At 71.3% G+C, this 1068-nt stretch carries 1 protein-coding gene; it reads left to right on the top strand.

Going from position 1 to position 1068, the window contains the following annotated elements:
* On the top strand, window positions 1–1068 hold a 1068-nt coding region (locus GT030_RS01495), incomplete at both ends, for a M4 family metallopeptidase (RefSeq protein ID WP_202459552.1).

The raw sequence follows: 1068 nt of genomic DNA, 5'->3' as shown, positions 1-1068 counted from the left end.
CCACAGCTCCGTACGCCTCACCGCCGCCCAGCACGCCGGACTGATCCGGGACGCCGACGCCGGCCGGGCGGACACCGCCCGCTCGATCGGGCTCGGCGCACAGGAGAAGCTCGTCGCCCGCGATGTCGTCAAGGACGGCGACGGCACCCTGCACACCCGCTATGAGCGCACCTACGCGGGCCTGCCCGTGCTCGGCGGCGACCTGGTCGTGGACACCGCGCCCTCGGGCGCGACCAAGCGTGTGGTGAAGGCGTCCGGCGCCACACTGAAGGTCGCCGGCCTCACCCCGGCCGTGCCGAAGGCCGCCGCGGAGCGGCAGGCAGTGGCACGGGCGAAGAAGCTCGGCGGCACCAAGTCCGCCGCCGACAGCGTGCGCACGGTGATCTGGGCCGCCACCGGCGGGCCGGTCCTCGCCCAGGAGACGGTGGTCGGCGGCCTCCAGGACGACGGCACCCCCAGCGAGCTGCACGTCATCACCGACGCCACCACCGGCAAGGAGCTCTACGAGTACCAGGGCATCCGCACCGGCGTCGGCAACACCCAGTACAGCGGCCAGGTCCCGCTCACCACCACCCAGTCCGGCTCCACGTACACCCTGACCGACGGGGACCGGGGCGGCCACAAGACGTACAACCTCACCCGGGGCACCTCCGGCACCGGCACCCTGTTCTCGCAAGGCGCCGACACCTGGGGCAACGGCACCGTGTCGGACCCGGCGACGGCGGGCGCGGACGCGCACTACGGGGCAGCGGTCACCTGGGACTTCTACAAGGACACGTTCGGCCGCAGCGGCATCAAGAACAACGGCGTCGGCGCCTACTCCCGTGTGCACTACGGCAATTCCTATGTGAACGCCTTCTGGAGCGACTCCTGCTTCTGCATGACCTACGGCGACGGCTCGGGCAACGCGGACCCGCTGACCGCCCTGGACGTCGCCGGGCACGAGATGAGCCACGGCGTCACCTCCAACACGGCCGGGCTCAACTACTCCGGTGAGTCGGGCGGGCTGAACGAGGCGACCTCGGACATCTTCGGCACGGGCGTGGAGTTCTACGCGAACAACGCCTC

This window comes from Streptomyces sp. SID1328, from assembly GCF_009865595.1.
In the GTDB taxonomy this organism is placed as follows: Bacteria; Actinomycetota; Actinomycetes; order Streptomycetales; family Streptomycetaceae; genus Streptomyces; species Streptomyces griseoluteus.
This window is presented reverse-complemented; position numbering and strand designations above follow the sequence as displayed.